Source organism: Porphyromonas pogonae, from assembly GCF_036320655.1.
GTDB classification, from domain to species: Bacteria; Bacteroidota; Bacteroidia; order Bacteroidales; family Porphyromonadaceae; genus Porphyromonas; species Porphyromonas pogonae.
The window spans coordinates 1,531,352-1,548,596 of sequence record NZ_CP143258.1 but is presented as its reverse complement, the minus strand read 5'-3'; the positions used below and the strand labels follow the sequence as shown (position 1 = coordinate 1,548,596).

Annotated in this window: 12 protein-coding genes; all 12 read right to left on the bottom strand. The window is 36.6% G+C overall.

All coding sequences use genetic code 11. The features are described from left to right. Positions 1-8: 8 nt before the first annotated feature. The 12 genes from thrS to VYJ22_RS05910 all read right to left on the bottom strand — a co-directional run bounded on the left by thrS (position 9) and on the right by VYJ22_RS05910 (position 17,221). Complete coding sequence (thrS, locus tag VYJ22_RS05965) at positions 9-1,970, bottom strand: threonine--tRNA ligase (RefSeq protein WP_329905583.1); 1,962 nt, start codon at positions 1,968-1,970, stop codon at positions 9-11. A 129-nt stretch (positions 1,971-2,099) separates the two neighbouring features. Further along, positions 2,100-2,966 carry a hypothetical protein gene (locus VYJ22_RS05960; protein WP_329902996.1) on the bottom strand — a complete coding sequence of 289 codons (867 nt, stop codon included), beginning with the start codon at positions 2,964-2,966 and terminating at the stop codon, positions 2,100-2,102. Positions 2,967-2,977: 11 nt separating this feature from the next. Further along, complete coding sequence (locus VYJ22_RS05955; protein WP_329902994.1) at positions 2,978-3,697, bottom strand: HmuY family protein; 720 nt, start codon at positions 3,695-3,697, stop codon at positions 2,978-2,980. Beyond that, the gene (locus VYJ22_RS05950; protein ID WP_329902993.1) at positions 3,694-6,042 is read right to left on the bottom strand and encodes a TonB-dependent receptor; all 2,349 of its coding nucleotides are present in this window, start codon (positions 6,040-6,042) and stop codon (positions 3,694-3,696) included. Before VYJ22_RS05950 ends, VYJ22_RS05955 begins: the two co-directional genes overlap by 4 nt. Before the next feature lie 262 nt (positions 6,043-6,304). Beyond that, positions 6,305-6,955: a DUF4903 family protein gene (locus tag VYJ22_RS05945; protein ID WP_329902992.1), complete on the bottom strand. Its 651-nt coding sequence runs from the start codon at positions 6,953-6,955 to the stop codon at positions 6,305-6,307. A gap of 6 nt (positions 6,956-6,961) precedes the next feature. Further along, positions 6,962-7,459, bottom strand: a complete 498-nt coding sequence (locus VYJ22_RS05940; RefSeq protein ID WP_329902991.1) for a hypothetical protein — start codon at positions 7,457-7,459, stop codon at positions 6,962-6,964. A 92-nt stretch (positions 7,460-7,551) separates the two neighbouring features. Then, positions 7,552-8,925 (bottom strand): leucine-rich repeat domain-containing protein, encoded by a 1,374-nt coding sequence (locus VYJ22_RS05935; protein ID WP_329902990.1) that lies wholly within the window; start codon positions 8,923-8,925, stop codon positions 7,552-7,554. A 187-nt stretch (positions 8,926-9,112) separates the two neighbouring features. Further along, positions 9,113-11,731 carry an outer membrane beta-barrel protein gene (locus tag VYJ22_RS05930; protein ID WP_329902988.1) on the bottom strand — a complete coding sequence of 873 codons (2,619 nt, stop codon included), beginning with the start codon at positions 11,729-11,731 and terminating at the stop codon, positions 9,113-9,115. Between the two features lie 1,132 nt (positions 11,732-12,863). Then, the gene (locus tag VYJ22_RS05925) at positions 12,864-13,799 is read right to left on the bottom strand and encodes a protein-glutamine glutaminase family protein (RefSeq protein ID WP_329902987.1); all 936 of its coding nucleotides are present in this window, start codon (positions 13,797-13,799) and stop codon (positions 12,864-12,866) included. Between the two features lie 287 nt (positions 13,800-14,086). Next, on the bottom strand, positions 14,087-14,809 hold the full coding sequence (locus VYJ22_RS05920) for a glycosyltransferase family 2 protein (protein WP_329902986.1): 723 nt from the start codon (positions 14,807-14,809) through the stop codon (positions 14,087-14,089). Positions 14,810-14,813: 4 nt separating this feature from the next. Further along, positions 14,814-16,115, bottom strand: coding sequence for a glycosyltransferase (locus tag VYJ22_RS05915; protein WP_329902985.1), 1,302 nt, complete (start codon positions 16,113-16,115; stop codon positions 14,814-14,816). Beyond that, positions 16,112-17,221: a glycosyltransferase family 4 protein gene (locus VYJ22_RS05910; RefSeq protein ID WP_329902984.1), complete on the bottom strand. Its 1,110-nt coding sequence runs from the start codon at positions 17,219-17,221 to the stop codon at positions 16,112-16,114. The genes VYJ22_RS05915 and VYJ22_RS05910 overlap by 4 nt, the downstream gene beginning before the upstream one ends. Positions 17,222-17,245: the final 24 nt, after the last annotated feature.

The window sequence follows — 17,245 nt, the reverse complement described above, 5'->3', positions numbered from 1 at the left end:
GTCCCAAATTAAGCATTGTTGCTACGCCATGCGTTGAGCATACCGTCAACCTCTTGTTTAATTAGTTCCGCAAAGTTAGTAATTTTCATCGAACCCATATCACCTTCGCCTTGTTTTCTTACAGAAACCTCATCATTTTCAGCTTCTTTTTCGCCAACAATGAGCATATATGGTATTCTTTTGAGTTCATTATCTCTAATCTTACGACCTATCTTTTCATTTCTATCATCAACTTGTACTCTTATATCCTGAGCATTGAACTCTTTGGCTATTCTGTGTGCATAGTCATTGAATTTTTCACTGATAGGTAAGATTACAACTTGATCAGGCGTAAGCCAAAGAGGGAACTTACCTGCAGTGTGCTCAATAAGGACAGCTACAAATCTCTCCATAGAACCGAAAGGAGCTCTGTGAATCATAACAGGACGATGCTTCTTATTATCTTCACCCGTATACTCAAGTTCAAACCTTTCGGGTAAATTATAGTCAACTTGAATAGTCCCCAATTGCCATCTACGTCCCAAAGCATCTCTGACCATGAAATCAAGCTTAGGACCATAAAAAGCAGCTTCACCATACTCTATTACAGCAGGTAATCCTTTTTCTTCACATGCCTCAATAATGGCTTGCTCAGCTCTCTCCCAATTCTCTTCGCTCCCGATGTATTTCTCTCGATTGACCTTATCTCTCAATGATATCTGAGCTTCAAAGTTCTCAAAATCCAAAGCCTTGAAAATAATAAAAATGATATCCATTACTTTACAAAACTCATCTTTGATTTGATCGGGGCGACAAAAAAGGTGTGCATCATCTTGGGTAAAACCTCTTACACGCGTAAGACCATGCAACTCTCCACTCTGCTCATAGCGATATACAGTACCGAACTCTGCTAAACGAAGCGGAAGATCCCTATACGAATGAGGAGATAAAGACTTATAAATCTCGCAGTGATGAGGGCAGTTCATAGGTTTGAGCATAAACTCCTCACCTTCTTGAGGTGTAGTAATAGGGCGGAAAGAATCAGCTCCATACTTAGCATAATGCCCCGAAGTTATATATAGGTTTTTATTACCTATATGCGGGGTCATTACCTGTTGGTAACCAAAGTCCTTCTGTATTTGTTTGAGGAAATCCTCAAGTCGTAGTCGCAATTGAGTACCCCTAGGCAACCATAAAGGCAGTCCGGCTCCTACATTTTGGGAAAAAGCAAACAACTGGAGCTCTTTCCCAATCTTGCGATGATCTCTTTTCTTGGCTTCCTCAAGCATCTCCAAATACTCATCTAGCATTTTCTTTTTAGGGAAAGCTATACCATAGATACGAGTAAGCTGTTTACGAGTTTCGTCTCCTCTCCAATATGCACCCGCAACATTCAAAAGTTTGATAGCTTTCATATACCCGGTATTGGGTAAGTGTGGGCCTCTGCAAAGATCAGTAAAATTACCTTGCGAGTAAGTGGTTATTGTGCCATCGGGAAGTTCGCTGATCAACTCTACTTTGTATTCATCACCTTTGTCTCCAAACATCTTGAGAACATCAGATTTTGAAATATCATTGCGAACGATCAATTCCTTACGAGCAACAATTTCTCGCATTTTATTCTCGATAGCAGGGAGATCGGAATCCTTTATCGAAACGCCTTCACCGGGATCTACATCATAGTAAAAACCATTTTCAATAGCAGGACCTATACCAAATTTAATTCCGGGATAAAGTTCCTCAAGTGCTTGTGCCATCAAGTGTGCGCCGGAATGCCAAAAAGCATGCTTGCCTTCAGGATCGTCCCATTTATATAATTTGAATGTACAATCTTCATTAATGGGACGATTCAAATCCCAAATCTGCCCGTTTACGCCTGCGGCCAAAACCTCCTGCTGAAGCCGACTACTAATGCTTCCGGCTATTTCCATCGCAGTGATACCGCTTTCAAAACTTCTTTGACTACCGTCAGGGAATGTGATATTTATCATCATTATAATAAGATTTACTTATCGTTTCATTTTAAAGTACAAAAGTATAACATATAATTGGATTGATAGCAAGCGTACAATGTAAAATGGACGATAAAATATACAATTATAAGACTTTCAAAATACCCTTTAGGCTTTCTTGTGATAAGACTGTCTTATAATAACATACAAAACCAACAATACAAGGCATACAAGTAAGGAAATCATTTCTACTTTGTATTCAATGGGTTCAACCCATATCTCTCGAAGAAAATTTTTGCGTCCCATCACTTCTACAAAAGTCCAAAAGACAATAACCGTAGGTATGGCATAGCGAATAGCAGGCCCCCAGGATTGATAGCGAAGTAGTTTTGGAAACATAAAAAAGGAACCAATCAGGCAGGCAAAACCAATAATTAATGTTATAGGATTGTGATCTCCTATAAAGTTTTTATCATAGATAAACAATAATAGCAAATAACTAGTCCATAAGATAAGATTCAACTCCAAGAACGTAACAACGGAGATGTGTCTGGCTATGGGCTTTACTTTCATGATATTATGATGATTTCTTCTGAGCAAGCGTTGTACCCAATTGATAAAGTCGCAACCTGTTTGTATGCTGAAAATATAAAGCAATAGAAACATTACCCAAAAGCCAAATGAAGAAGGCATGATGAGATATTCAGGCTTGGTAACAACCTCGCCATTCTCCATTAGAGGTTGTACCCCAAAACGGTGAGAGTAATAAACAAATATGAATTCTATCCACCCTGTCCAATACAATAAGCCTCCAAAAAGGCCCCACAACGTTTGCTTAGTATCCCCCTTGGCTGATATGCCGTAAAGAGTCATGATGAGTCCTACCAAACCCATACCAAATGCAACGTAATTGAGCATAGCCCCCTTGAGATAATGTTCCATAAGGATCATTAAGCCATGACCTATAGGCATCGTAAAAAGTACAATACAAAAAGAAGCTATCCCAATGAGACCACTTTTCTTGGTAATTTTCATTGATATAATTTTTATTGATTAATTTCATCACAATAGTAACTTATCTCACCGCCGGTATCTCCGATTTGTGTATAGGTATTATACCAATTGACGATCTGTATCTTGAAATATCTTTTGCCATCAGCCGTTCTCACCACATAAGTATGATAAGAAGGTGTATATGTCATTGGTGGGCCGGAGATAGTCATAGATTCTGCCAAAACCTTATTGGCAGATGTCAATGTACGTTGAGGACCTTTGTTAGGATCAAACCAGGGGTTTTCTTTTGCATCCAATTTATTCTTGGCTAAATAACGAAACCAATCGGCCTGAGAGATCGTTATGTATACATCTTTATCCGTATCAGTAACCCAAGGTTGATCTTTAGGCAATTGGGTGACGTTTATCCATTTATCATAATTACTATACCCCAGATCCATTGCTCCACCTTTCCCCGGGCCACTGGTGCCACTATTTGTTCTGAGTCTGTAGCCACAAAAACCAATATCCCAATCCATAGATTTGAGTTGCTCCCCCTCCTTGATATCCTGATTAGGATGCTTTTTATTGAATATATGTCCTGTGCGTAAGTTAAAATAAAGCCAATCATTCGTAACCCCCGAGGTATATCCTGTAGCACGAGGTAATATTTTACCACTAAAAGGCTCTGCATCATATTTGACACAAGAAGTGGATAGAGAGGTAATACAAAAAATTAATAGAAATATATTTATAATATTACTTTTCTTCATTTCTTTCTAAATATTTTAGCAATTTGATCAATCAATAATTCCGTTTGGATATAAAAGCGAGCACCGGGTGTAGCCGGCACATTGAAAGCAGTAAGCCCTGAGCCTAAAGTCTTGGGTTTGTAATTAAATAGGTTATTGACACCCAGCATTAGACGAACTTTATTATCGAATGTTTGAGTTATGACAAGATTACACAATACATATGCAGGCAATTTACATCTAAAGTATGCATCCTTGCTCCTTCCGAGTTCCTCTATGTATAGCCTGTCCTGAACATCAAATTTCTTTTCTCCAGTAAACGAAGCATTAACTCCTACTTTCAGTTTATACTTATTTTTATTCAAATCATAGTTGATTCCCGCTGTGGCAGCATGAGGAGAAGATGTATTTATTTTGAGTCCTTCCAACGTACTCACGTTTACATATGAATAATTGGCATTGAGAGAAAGCCAATCAGCAAGTCTCCATTTCATCAGAATTTCTCCTCCCAAAAGATTCTGGTGTCCCAGATTGGTGTATTCAAAGTTGTACTGTAAATCATAAATACGCCATACGCCCTCTATTTTTTTAGTGAAGAAATTGCCAAATAACGCCCCATTGATGAAAAATCCATTTTTAGAATATTCCGCACTAAATGACAAGTATCTATTTCTTTCAGGTCGCAAATACTCATTCCCCTTAATTTGGAACATCCCAAGATGATCCCAATTGAAAAAGAGTTCTTTGATTGAGGGGGATCTATAACCCAGTGAAGCGTTGGCTCTCAAGGTCCAATTTTCATTGGGAGCATATCTAATAGCGACTTTGGGCATAGCCATAAGTCCAAATTGATGAGAGTAATTGCTTCTTACCCCTGTAGAAATCATCAATTTGGGACTAATTGACCACTCGTCTTGTAAATAAAACTCAGCCTCTCTAAGCTCACGTGAGGTCATTTTCCTATTGACAAACCTATCACTGGTTAGCACATCAGAAAAATACTCAACCCCGAAAATAAGATTATGATTTTTGAAATATTGACTCGTTATATTCAAATTGGGCTGTAATATGCGAGACTTATACACTTTTAGACGTTCATCTCTGAGTTCATGTCGCTTAAAACGATCATAGAAGTCACTATGTAACTTAAGAGTAACGGTAAAATAATCTTTGAGTGAATAAGAAATTTTGGTTCCTAATGACCAATCTCTTGACTGTGTAAAGACCAAATCTTGTATCATATCATAAGTATTCATGAAGAATACATTACCATACAACTGAATTTTAAAATTACTCAAAGGCTCAATAAAGAATTTCTGAGATCCCGTAAAATGCTCCGTACCTTCTACACCCATAGGCGGACGAGGCATACGACTCTCCACAACTACATCTTTTTTAAGGAAAGGATTGGCCTCCTTAGTATAGACCTTCACATCATGATCACTCTGATATAAATAAAAAGCATCGCTCTCGCTATATAGCAGATCGGTTTGGGATCCAAATATTCCTTTTTTAATACCCATAGACATCCATGATTGCAAGTTGGGTCTATCGACATTCTTTTCGTACATATACAAAAAGTCCTTTTTGGATGGATTCTTATAGTTTCGCTCATTCATCTGACCATAACGTGCACCTACTTCACATGAAAAAGCTTTTGTTGGCTTCTTGGTTATTAAATTGATTACTGCTCCCGATGCCCTTGATCCGTATAAAGTACTACTGGCCCCTTTGACGATCTCGATATGGTCTATAGCATGCAGATTGAAACGCTCATAATCAATATTTCCTGCCATATCTCCGGTCATACGCTCTCCATCCAAAAGAAACATTACATGACGGGCATCCAAGCCCTGCATACTTATTTCATTGCCAAATCCAACCTTCTGGATATTAAGCCCGGGCGTTTCTTGTTGGAGTACCTGCTGAAGGTTACCATAGCCGGCTTCCCTCATTGCTTTGCCGGTAAGGACTTGAGTCAAAACAGGAGAAAACTTCACCGGTCGCGTATTATTTGCAGTGACTACAATCTCATCCAAGCTTGTCGCCGACTCCTTTAGATTCAAATTTAAATATTTATCATTACTACCCAGGATGCCGGTCATAGGATTATAGCCCATCATCTGCGCTTTATAGAACAATTTTTTACTGGGAAGTTTTATGTTTGCAAACCCTTTGGCATCCGTAATTGCATAGGAACTTATCTCTTTCAACGATTTGTCTTCAGCAAAACTCACAGCGACTCCAGAAATAGGTTCCATACTTCCGGCTTCTAATATTTTTATCCGTACATTACGCTGAGCCAGTACCGATGTGGCATTAAAAAAAAGGAGAAATAATAACAGTTGTGATATATGTTTCTTCATAAATAAATGATTTTACCAAAACTTACATCATCTCTTCATGGTGTTTTTTGTTCAGAAGGTTTTGGTAATAAATTATATATTGTTGATACTAACATAATAGATGCAAATCTATCTTCTCATACAATTACGCACAAAAAGATTCGAGATATTATAATAGCTTCGTATTCTGAGGAAAAATCAGGGATAAAAGAACTGTCTGAAAAGTCTCTGACTTTTCAGACAGTATCCTCTCACACAAACGACTGACAACTAAAATATCAATCTATAAGCCATTATCTTTTTTGTATTTTTCCAAATCACGTTCGAACTTCGCAAAATCTTCATCAAAATGAGCTATCCTTGATTTATCTATTTTTTGTTTGAAAACATCGGATGTTACATTCAATACATTGAAGCTTGTAACGAATTCTATTTCCATTGTTTTATAATTGAAATATCCAGTTACGGTACCGGCTCCACCATCACCATCATCATATGATGGGTCTATACCATTGGCCGTATACTTTACCAAGCCTCCATTTCCTTCAAATTTCATCCACTCATCACCGGGATATTCGTTTTTCTCCCATGAATTAAGCCTCATAAATTTAAGATTAATAGAAAACCACATAGTTACGGGCATAGTGCCTACCGTAAACTTATTAATCTTCATATTCAATATATCACCATTCCAAGAAAAATGATATTTCATTGGACAACCTTGAGGCAACTGTGTCTTATTTACAGTTCCCATCATCGCTCTCGCATTAAACACGATGCTATCTTGCAGTACTTTCTTCGCTTCGCTGATATAATCGGCAGAAACCGGCTGTTTGCTTATTTTTTGATCATCTGTACATGAAAAGAAAATACAGCCCAATACTAAAACTGAAAAGAAAGTCTGATAAAGATTTTGTTTTCTCGTTCTTAACATGACTTTTTATTTTGTTCCTTTATAATCAAATGTGGCTGTAAAATTGATCAAGCTGATGTAAGCCACACAATGAAATTCAAGTTGCATTTTTCCATTTACCGTTTTTACACTTCCGGTAAGAGTTTTGATCTCGAAATTTTTAGTGATAGGGCCAATGATCACACTTCCACTTCCGCTTTTAAATGCGATTTGCCCATTAGTAATGGTTACAACTGCATTCAAATCAAGGTTTGGTTTTCCGAAAGTATTGTTTCCCGTAAGGTTATAAGTACCATCACCATTATCATGCAACATATAATTTGCATCATAGGGTTTTTGGATAACTTTTCCATTCATATTAGCATTAAAAGCCTGGCCAAAGTATGTACCCTCAAACTGAGAGGCCGCAGCCGCATATGTTGGGTAATCATGACTTGTAGGTAAAGCTATTTGAGCATTTGCACTAAATATTCCGGCAGAAGCCAACAGCATAGCGCCACACAATAGAATTTTGTTAAATTTCATAATTAAATAAGTTAAATGTTAATAAAAAAATAAAGAGAGTATTCATTGGTTACACAATAGCAGATCGGTAACCTTCATCATAATAGATATTTTTATTTTACCACAGACACTTTGCAGTTTTTACTGTATTTCTGCAAAAAAGCTTTGGTTTCCGGTCTGTTTGATATGTCTTCCGATACTTTAACGTACATTGTACCATCATCACACGGCTCTTGTTCAATACTTTTCATAAACTTCTTAGGCGAAAGGTATTTGATAGAGGTGTTAGAAGAAAGTTTGATCAAGTCCAAAGAGTACATAACATCAAACTGTGTCAAATCAACTTCTTTTAACATAGGGAGATTCACAGCATATAAGCAGCAAAGGTACTTGGCAGCTTTAGGGAATTTTATTTCTGTAAGTTTAGGACAATTTTCGGCCTTCAAGAAGCTTGCATTTGCCAATATATTAAATTCCTCTTTTGCATTTCTTTGTCCCAGCCACTTTGATGCAGAGACATCAAGTGTTGTAATATCTTTATTATTGATTAATACGTATTGAACTAAGGATGTAGCATTGGATAAATCTATACCATTCGGAGTATCAATATTTTCAAGAGCAAGCAAGGTTATCTTAGAATTGATTTTGAGATAAGGCATTACATTCTCTTTTTTGCCCGTACTGGTAAGGCTTATTGAACGACCATTATATGTTCTGTTATGAATCACATACTCCACGCCGGTAAAATCATCATAAAAAGGGCCATTCTTTCTACTCATGAGCTCGATACCTCCATCTCGTTCCAAAGCTTTTATCATACGTTTACTGATATCTATGGATTCACCGTCAAACAATGAAGGGAATTGCTTCTTCAGCTCCTTACGTACATTAGCATCAGGGACTTCTCTTTTGGTAGTATACTTTACAAGTTCATTTTTGTTATTTTGAATTTGCATATCCAATGAACCATTCTTATTTTGTTCATACACATACACTAGCTGATTGCAATCATATTGAGCTGTATGAGGGAGATACAACTTTTTGAGAGGACGAAGTACTTTGACTATTTCATCACCATTCTCCTGTGTTTTTACATCTACAAGTCCTTTGAATTCATATAAAGGATTATTTCGTAAATCTACAGAAACAACAGTATGAGGTAATGAAGAGAAATCAAATTCTTTTTCAAATTTATTATTAGATAGATTTACTTCCTCTAATTTGGGAAACAGCTCCAGCCCTTTCAATTCTTTGAGTTTAGAATTTGAAAGATCAAGCTTTGTGGTACTCTTCACCTTTTCATCAACTAATAAACGACCCTTGTTATCAAAATTAAAACCTTTACTCTGTAGAGCAGCTTTGAATTCAGGGCTCACAATTTCAATAGGGGGCGTTACAGGTGATGGCTCTTTCTTTTCATCCTTGCATGACACCAATAAAGTTGCACCCAGAATAAATGGGTAAAATAGGTTGATAAATTTTTTCATGTTTTTATTATTTTGGTAAATAGCAATTTCGCGCAGTAAAATTGGCAAAAAGGGTTTGCCTTTTCAATACCTACTTATTAGCATATTAGATATAAAAATCATCATTTAAGAGTATAGTTTTTAATACGTTTTTGAATAAGCAACGTCGATATAAATACAATATCGTCCAATATAGCTGTTTTGAAAATTATTTAAATCTGTTAATATTAATCTTAAAAGAAATCATTACATAACCTGCAATTGTTTGCACATAAGACTCATATATACCATCAGAGCTTGACTGACGAATAAAATTCCGATTCCTCCCCAGTACATCTGCCCAATAGACTGCTAACTCTGCATTGTTTGCTTTGAGGAAGTTCCATGAAAGCCCCAAATTCCACAATAAGTTATCAGTATTACCTTGTAAGAAACTTCCCTTTCTAATCTGATATGCCATATCAGTTCTCAGTTGAAGATTAAAAGGCAAATCAGCAAAAGCATCTACACCCAAATCATATAGAACTGTAGTAAAAGATCGTCTATAGGGAGCATTATTTATAGATTTTGTATAGTCTGTCGCGCCCATAATTTCTATACTACCCCACAATGGTTGGTACGATAGGCGAAATTGAGAACGGATATTTGCTATTCGACTTTTATTCTTAGTTGATCCTAAAGATTCATTCGCAATAAGCCCTACTCTATCAGCTATGCTACCCGTAGAGTATAAAGATAGAATAAACTTTTGCCAGCGCTTCTGCCAACGAATATCTCCGCCCAACCACCAATTACCATCTAGATTTACAGGCATAGTTATACGAGTTCCTGTCTCTGTATCAAGATAAACTGATTGCACTATACTATTCTTTTCAAGTCTATAATTCAGGTTTACAAACAAAGATTTCTTGGTATCCTGAAACTCCATTCTAAGATTATGATTAAAACTTCTCTGCAAGGCAGGATTGCCCTTTCTGACGAAAAGTGGATTGGTATTATCTGTAATGGGGACAAGCAATCCCAGCATGGGATTATTACTATATCCTGAGTACGTCAAGCTCAATCTGTTTTCTTTAGTTGGTATCCATGACAAGCGCAAAACAGGGGTAAAGTTGCAATATCTCAAAGCAGTATCCACCTCATGATAACCGACTCTACGTTTTAGCCTACGTTTTTGAGGATCGGCGGAAAGTGAAGCATTGATATTCCATTTATGATTATTAAAAATAAATCTCACTCCTATCTGATTAGTTGCAAGGCTACTTCTACTTGCATTGTTGAGACTATCGATTTTTATACTGTTTCCATTGATTAAGTCAAATGTATCTCCCTCTTCATGTTCTTGTCTATCGGTGTAGGAGTAAAAAGTTTGCAACTGCATCTTGTCACTCCAGGGAACCACCAATGTAGCATTTGCTATCCATGAATTGATACGACGTGGCGATAATACGGACCGATGCTGAACTAGTAAAGAATCTTTGTGCCCCAACAACTTTTGAAATCCGTAAAAGATAGTGCGTGTATCGGCATCATTTTGACTTTCATTATGAGAATAATCCATACTTGCACCCAAAGTAAGAATTACCCCCTTGTCACTAAGTTTTCTGTTTATACTGAAATTCACATTATAGTTGTCAGTCTTGTTACGGTTTGATGTACGAGCATTGATATCATTGACTCTAATGCTTTTGTCTACCTTATCAATATCTCTAAAGGGATCTTGAAGAGAAAGTAAAGGAGGAGCATTGAATGTGGCAGCATGGCTTGAAGCATGGGAGTGTAATTTGTTGTTATAGAAAAGAACATTAAAATTAATTTGCGTTCTGGGATTTAAAATATATGACAAATCTACATTTCCACTCAAATTCTTATTAGTATTGATGGATTCGTCCGCACTGTTGGTATATTGTGTGTTATTGCTTAGAATATTCTGTGTATATGCAGAAGAGTTACGTCCTTCACGTTCACGTTTGTATTGTAAATTTCCATTGAGAGATATCTTTGGGGAGAATTTATGGGACACACTCAATGCACCCAAATCAGTGCGATTTTTATCATATGTTGTATTCTGATTGAGATTGTCCATAGAAGCGGAGATAGAGAAGTTTTCACCTCCCGAATCAAAGTAATTACTGATAAGATCAGCACTCTTCTTATGATTAGAGCCTATACCGACTTTACCTGATGATATAATAGAACCTTCAAACTTCTTTTTGGTCTGAAGATCTATTACATAATGCTCCAGTCCCCTATCAATGCCTCCGGCAATATCTGCCTTACTCCTTTTGTTATAAACTTTGATACGACTTATCATATCTGCAGGTAGGTTGTCTAAAGCTTGCTTGATATTGCCTCCAAAAAAAACTTCGCCGTTGACATTCACCTCTTCAATATCCAAACCATTGTACGTAAGGCTGCCATTTTTAGAGTCGTAGTATAATCCTGAAATACGTTTCACAAGATCTCCCGCATATGCTCCCCTTCTTATTTTATAATCAAGCGTGTTGATAAGCACGGTATCTCCCTTTTGTGTTATGGTAGATTGTTCCGGTGTAACAACCACTTCAGAGAGCTCTATGGACTTTTCTTGCATCTCTATAGTACCTACTAGGTAGCGGCGAGGGGTAAGTACTGTGACATTCTTAAAAATAGACACATAACTCGTATGGGAGATCTTGATACAGTAGTTTTTGCCCATAGGGACATTGGAAAAAACAAAGTATCCCAATTTGTTGCTTACAACACCTTTTACATGAGAAGAGTCGGGCAAAGAAAGCAACACGATAGACGCACCGGGCAATGGCTCCAGCTTCTTGCCTTTTTTCACCGCAATCGACCCGGAAAGAGAACTACTTACATTTTGACCGGTAACTGAAGATGGATAAATAAAACAGTAGAATAAAAATATAATTGATATTCGTGTTATAAGTTTTGATAAATATTCTGAGTCTATCTGCATAATAAAAACATTGTTTGCAAATCTAATGACTTCACACAACTGATCCAATACCTTATATCAGGTATGGTGGATAATGTGTTTTGATAAAAAAATATAATCGATACAAATGAACCCTCCCTCTTGACAAGAGGGGGTATAATGTTGTATCTTTAGGGACTGAAAATTACATAAATTTATTCTAATCATGCAAACTATACTTCAAATTACACAACACACTTTAAGAACAAAAGGATACAATACATTATCATTTTGTCAAAATAGAATTAAAAGTATAAGATATCAAATTGTCAAAACATAAACGAAATATATAATAATTGACAGAAAAGCGTAAAATGCCTATATTCGGCATTTTACGCTTTTTTATTCCCTTCTCATAAAAGAGATATTTTTATAACTAGATCTCACTTTTTTTCTAACTAAGCATTTATATTTTTCTAACTGCAAAATTGGGAAGTGCTAGTTAGAAAAATAATGAAGCCTAACTAAGAAAATAATCATACCTAACTACAAAATCAACAAATGTTCTATATCTGTTTTTCAAATAGATTTATAACCATTTAACACAACAAACATCAAAATCAAAATAACACTACTAAAGATTATTTTACATCAAAATTAAACAAACAAGACTATTTCATAATCATTTTAACACATAACGCAGCTATTAAGTTGAACCCTTTTACAGCCCCAAAAAGAATAAAATGTTTCTTTCTCGGCTAATACATGGTAAGATATTATTTTATTTGCAAGCCCAATAGTTCATTACTTTATAGTAGTTAATTCCTTATTTTACTCTGTATATATCCTACGCCTTATATTTTTTAAGGCTATCGCATCCTTCATATCTACTTCCTCTAACACCTATAAATCAACTGCAAATTCTTTGTCTAAACAAAAACCAACCGTCACACAGAAAAAGCCTCCACCGCAACAGCGAGTGAAGGCCTTTATTAATATCAAACTATTAATGAATAAATTTTCCACTTACACAGAAAACAGATTAATAGTAGTAAGAGTTATTACCACAACCCTCCAAACCAGTATAGTCACGAATTACATCATTCGTTTTCCTGTAATCATTGTCATAAACACTTGTCTTGCTGTAATTATTGTAATAATAAACAGCACCATCAGTATTTACGTACTCAGTAATGTTTACAGGGCCTTTACAATTTTGAGAATTGATACAAGCATTTCTCCATGTTTCGGGAGCTACAGGCTCTTGGAACATAGAAGGATCAATAATCTTCTCTACAACTCTACCATTAGATGTTTTTACTTTTACCAGAGGAGCTACATGGTACACCCAGCTAGTACAGCAATATCCATTGAATGCTCTCAGGCTACCGTATACAAACTGCTTTTTACATTCGATACCTTTTTGAAGCATCAATTGTCTCATCTTATGAGCTCTTGCATAACATCCATCAGCAATATACTTGAATGGAATAGGTTGATTTTTTAGATAGTTAAATAGTTTCATCAATTCGGCCTCACTGGAAACTACAGTCATCGCCCTAACAGATGCTTTAGGATCATATTTCAATGATTCTTGGTAATCCAATAGTGCTGTAACTGACGGAGGATTGACTTTTACAATTGATGTGGAATTTTCCGGTACGGCGATAGACAAAGGACTATTTTCTGCAATTGCTTTTTTGATTTTCCCAAGGAGATCCTGACTATTTTGAAGTCTTAAATCTAAAGAATAAGGACGTGCACTCTGGAGGAACTCAACTTTAACGCTATATTGATCAATGGGTTCGACATGAATAGGTGTCATACCGTCCATATCAATCAATTTTAGCCCGCGAGTGGCATCTTCCACAGAAAGATAAGAGGTTGTTACAGGCTGGACAGATTCTTTATTACAAGATACAAATAGTGTAGAAACAAAAAGTGCTGAGGCACATAGTTTTAAGATAGAATTTTTCATATAATTTTTCAAGTATTTAAAATAAAAATTAGTGTGTAATTTCTAGGATTTATAGGTCCGCCGATGCCTCACTTAAGACATCGACCCAAATAGCTTGGTGGATTAGATTGTGAATAAGATATTTCATTCATAAATAAAAAAGATTTTGATAATAATACAACAGGTTTCTAAAATATAATTAACCTTGTTGCGACATGTAAAACAGAAAATAAACAGCAATTGATTGTGAATATATAAATAAAAATCTGATTGATAAAAAAAACGAATAAAATAATTTTTTTTATTAATCAACGCCTTTTCACAAACACAAATTTAAGGTGATGATATAGTGTACTCACTACTCCATAGTGCTTTGTCATGATGCAAAAGCGTTCTATAAGAGATTTTTTCCTATTAGCAGTAGTAAGCCCTTCATGCAAGTACTTTACAAGAATAAAGTTACTATTATAAATAGAGTTAGCTTTTTTCATGCAACGAATGCACCAGTCGACATCGGAAGAGAGCTTATACTTCAGGTTGTAATCCATGGCTACAGACCTTCTTACAATAAAAGCCTGATGACACACAAGCATACCGTCTTTGAAACTCGTCCACTTAAGTTTGTGAGGAGGTCTCAACCTACGCAAACCTAACTCTTTATTATTATCATCAACAAGCATGGTATCTCCATAAATAATATCGGGGAGAGCGTTCACGCAGCAATCACTCAATGCTGAGATAATATCGTTGTCATAAATCTGATCACCAGCATTGAGAAACCACACATATTCGCCTTGAGCCATATGCAGCCCCTTGTTCATAGCATCATATATACCTGAATCCTTCTCACTTAAAACCTTAATTTCCGGATAAATCTTACGGGCAATATCGACTGTGTGATCTGTAGAGCCTCCGTCTATAAGGATATACTCAATATTGTCATCGGTTTGATTGTACACACTTTGCACTGTACGAGCTATGGTGTGCTCAGCGTTATAAGAAACTGTAATAATTGAAAATATAGGTTTCATTAATTTATAAGTCGGAACCTTTGTTTAGTTTTGATAAATAAAGTTGTTTCATTTTCTCGGCAATTGCAGTAGCATTGAATTTCTGTACACTTTCCTTACACTGACTTCTGCCCTGGGGATTGTCAGATAGCTCTATGGCTTTGAGGATATTTATGGCCATAGCTCGGGTATCATATGCCGGAGTGAGATAACCATTGATTCCGGGTTTTATAATATCAGTCTGTCCTCCGAAATCAAAAGCAACAACAGGGCAACCGCAGGCCAAGGATTCAGTAAGAGTCTGCCCAAAAGTTTCGCACAATGAGGTACTGATAGTAACTCGAGCCACAGAATAGATAGAAGCCAAAGAAACCTCATCATCTACATGACCTAAACAATATACAGGCATTTTGATATCACTAAAAACTCTTTTGTCTTTGATATTTCCAATTAAGACAAGTCTCCCATAATTGATAAGGCTCGGCTCAATATGACACAGTCGGTTGATCGTCTTTACACAAAGGGAAGGCCCTTTGATAGGATCATCCAACCTCGCCGCAGACATTACTATAGGTATGCTTTCAGGAGTAAGCCAGTCAGTTTCCTCTGATGCGGGAATAGGACGGAAAGCTTTTGTGTCTATAGGGTTATGCACAACCTCTATGTTACAACGCTTGAGATTTGCACTTATTCTGACTTGCTCTTTGAGCCAATTGCTTACAGCAATAAATTGGATATCACCATTGCCCAAAAATCTTTTACGCATAAGACCTGTATACGAAAGATCCCTAGGCTTTGAGCTTTTTAGAAAAGGACAATAACCACACTCCTCAGTATATCTGCTACAAGATTTTATGTCACCTTTGGGAGACAAATAATAAGGCAAATGGCAAATACCTGTCGCAGGCCACATATCGTGCATAGTCCAAAAAACAAGCTTTTTGAGCTCTAATAATGCTTTTATTCCATTGAGCGAGAGGAAGCCTTGGTTTATCCAGTTGATGTGAATTACATCAGCATTTATGACCCATGGATGATGCAGAATGTTGAATCCCATGCTTGCCGTAGAGACTTTGAACATACGAGAGCGATCTCTACCGTTGGCATAATAAATAAGTCCTCTCTCCGATATAAAACGTGCTTTGGCAATAAGCCCCATTACACGAGACGAAGTCAGTTCGTCTACATAAGCCTTAGGGATATTATCAGAATATAATACCAGCAAACGAGCATCAACGCCTATTTTGCGCAATGCCTCCATAAGACGAGTTGTTGCAATAGCTGCACCTCCACCGCTTTCATAGGTATTTAAAAAAAGAACTTTCATCGTCCAATAAATGAAATAAGCTTCTGTATCTCTTCTTTAAATAATAGAGTCATCAATGATGGCTTCAAAGTTACATTTTTATATAATAATATAGAAGACAATGCTTCGTTAAGAGTATTCTCCATATCTCCCGGTAGATAAGGATTAAATGTTTTTCCATTGCTATCATCTATAAGCGAAGCGGCTCCTGCCACTTTGCTACAAATCACCGGTAAACCGGAGAGTAAGGCTTCGTTTACAACAGCACCGAAAGGCTCTTTCAAACTCGGTAGAATAAATAAATCGGCCATGGCATAATAGGCATACAAGGGAAGACCTTCGTGTTTACCTTCGAAAGACACTTGAGGCTGTATGCCCAACTGTTTTGTCATATCTATCAGATCGGATTTTTCAGGACCATCTCCCACTATCACTAATCGGACATCAGACTGTTTATCTAAGATCTTGCTGAAAGTCTGTAGCAATCCATGAACGTTTTTTTCAGGAACTAATCTACCCACAAATAATATCACCTTTTCCTCAGGTCTGCACTTACTCCTCAGATCATTTGCCAATGGAAGCGCATCACAGAGCTTTCCTCTAAAAAAAGAATCATCTTGGATAATGGGGTATGTATAAAATCTGCTACCTCTAGCAAAAGATTGACTATAAACTTTCTCTGCTCTTCGGTCACATAGAATAACGCCATTTACAATGCCTAAAAACCTCTTCTTCAATCCTCTTCCGTATTTCACTTCACACAAAGCGCTTTGCTCATTATCATCGCACATCACATAGATCGTTGAGTGGTGTGAGTATAATGCTTTTGCATAATAGAGCAGAGGAGTGATAAGATTGAATTCACTGGCAAGGATGATATCGGGTTTGAAATCTTTAATAATAGAAATGACCTGCGGTCGCCAATTCTTTAGCTGTGACTTGGGCGCATTTAGTACTTCTGACTTAAATTTTACGCGCTCATCAATCGCATCTTTTCTAAATTGCTGCTCCAGTGGTGATGGATACTCAAAATAAATACGCGTGTCAAAAGCTTCATAGAGTTCGTTGAAGAGCTCTATTCGATATGGAGCCAAAGCTCGATGAACAATGAGTAATTTCTTTTTCATTAGTACATAGAATCAACAAAAGAA

Coding starts and splice junctions, on each gene's coding strand:
- thrS (WP_329905583.1), bottom strand. CDS start 1,970: ATGATAAATATCACATTCCCTGACGGTAGTCAAAGAAGTTTTGAAAGC.
- VYJ22_RS05960 (WP_329902996.1), bottom strand. CDS start 2,966: ATGAAAATTACCAAGAAAAGTGGTCTCATTGGGATAGCTTCTTTTTGT.
- VYJ22_RS05955 (WP_329902994.1), bottom strand. CDS start 3,697: ATGAAGAAAAGTAATATTATAAATATATTTCTATTAATTTTTTGTATT.
- VYJ22_RS05950 (WP_329902993.1), bottom strand. CDS start 6,042: ATGAAGAAACATATATCACAACTGTTATTATTTCTCCTTTTTTTTAAT.
- VYJ22_RS05945 (WP_329902992.1), bottom strand. CDS start 6,955: ATGTTAAGAACGAGAAAACAAAATCTTTATCAGACTTTCTTTTCAGTT.
- VYJ22_RS05940 (WP_329902991.1), bottom strand. CDS start 7,459: ATGAAATTTAACAAAATTCTATTGTGTGGCGCTATGCTGTTGGCTTCT.
- VYJ22_RS05935 (WP_329902990.1), bottom strand. CDS start 8,925: ATGAAAAAATTTATCAACCTATTTTACCCATTTATTCTGGGTGCAACT.
- VYJ22_RS05925 (WP_329902987.1), bottom strand. CDS start 13,799: ATGAAAAATTCTATCTTAAAACTATGTGCCTCAGCACTTTTTGTTTCT.
- VYJ22_RS05920 (WP_329902986.1), bottom strand. CDS start 14,809: ATGAAACCTATATTTTCAATTATTACAGTTTCTTATAACGCTGAGCAC.
- VYJ22_RS05915 (WP_329902985.1), bottom strand. CDS start 16,115: ATGAAAGTTCTTTTTTTAAATACCTATGAAAGCGGTGGAGGTGCAGCT.
- VYJ22_RS05910 (WP_329902984.1), bottom strand. CDS start 17,221: ATGAAAAAGAAATTACTCATTGTTCATCGAGCTTTGGCTCCATATCGA.